Below are 681 nucleotides of genomic sequence, written 5' to 3'. Positions count from 1 at the left end.
ACGGTGATGGCCCGGTTGCCGGAATGGATCGAGGACTATAACCGCAGCCACCCGCACAAGGGGCTGAAAATGAAATCGCCCTGGGAGTACCGGGCGGAACTGGCATCAAACGAATGAGGTGGTGTCCGGTTTAGCGGGGGCAACTACAAAAAGAGAACGGTTGCTTCCGTTCCCCCATGAAGATACGACTCATAAAAAATAGCCGTGCCGTCTGAATCGATAACATTTTGCTTCGTTCGCTGGCGATAACCACCGCCGATTTCAGTCAACGTGTATGTGTCATTGATCGGCCCATCTTCAGCCATACGCCCAACAGGGCAGCTTCCTCCTATTGGAAAGCCCGACTCAAGAGCCGCATCTAACCCCGCCCGGTCAGCACCAGTTTGTCCACCACTTATGACCTTTGAGAGCACGACCTACACCGATCAACATAACGCCCCGCACAGGGGCTGACAACGCATAACACTAAACTCAAACACAACAACCGTAACCACCGCGGCTCAATGGGACTGGAAACGCCACGCGTTGACAGTTGGACTTCCCCCAATAAATTGGACACGCCCCATCAGTTGATTTCTTCGAACTCTAGCGGAGTCCGATAGCCCAGGCCACTGTGCAGCCGCTGACGATTGTAAAAGACTTCAATATAGTTACTTATATGCCGCCGTAATTGTCTCAACG

Annotated in this window: 3 protein-coding genes; 1 reads left to right on the top strand and 2 read right to left on the bottom strand. The window is 52.7% G+C overall.

Annotated features, from left to right (window positions below; all coding sequences use genetic code 11):
• On the top strand, nt 1-117 hold a 117-nt coding region (locus tag FWJ25_RS19255; RefSeq protein ID WP_149601873.1), incomplete at its 5' end, for an integrase core domain-containing protein.
• A 26-nt stretch (nt 118-143) separates the two neighbouring features.
• On the opposite strand, the gene FWJ25_RS19250 is transcribed toward FWJ25_RS19255, so the two are convergent.
• Together FWJ25_RS19250 and FWJ25_RS19245 are read right to left on the bottom strand one after the other, a co-directional pair.
• On the bottom strand, nt 144-413 hold the full coding sequence (locus tag FWJ25_RS19250) for a YpsA SLOG family protein (RefSeq protein WP_149601872.1): 270 nt from the start codon (nt 411-413) through the stop codon (nt 144-146).
• Nucleotides 414-565: 152 nt separating this feature from the next.
• Nucleotides 566-681, bottom strand: a 116-nt coding sequence (locus FWJ25_RS19245; RefSeq protein ID WP_149599076.1) for an IS3 family transposase, incomplete at its 5' end; no start/stop codon positions are given.

Origin of the sequence: Marinobacter salinexigens (assembly GCF_008370345.1) — a bacterium.
GTDB classification, from domain to species: Bacteria; Pseudomonadota; Gammaproteobacteria; order Pseudomonadales; family Oleiphilaceae; genus Marinobacter; species Marinobacter salinexigens.
The sequence above is the reverse complement of the archived record's forward strand: the minus strand, read 5'-3'. Positions and strand labels throughout refer to the sequence as shown.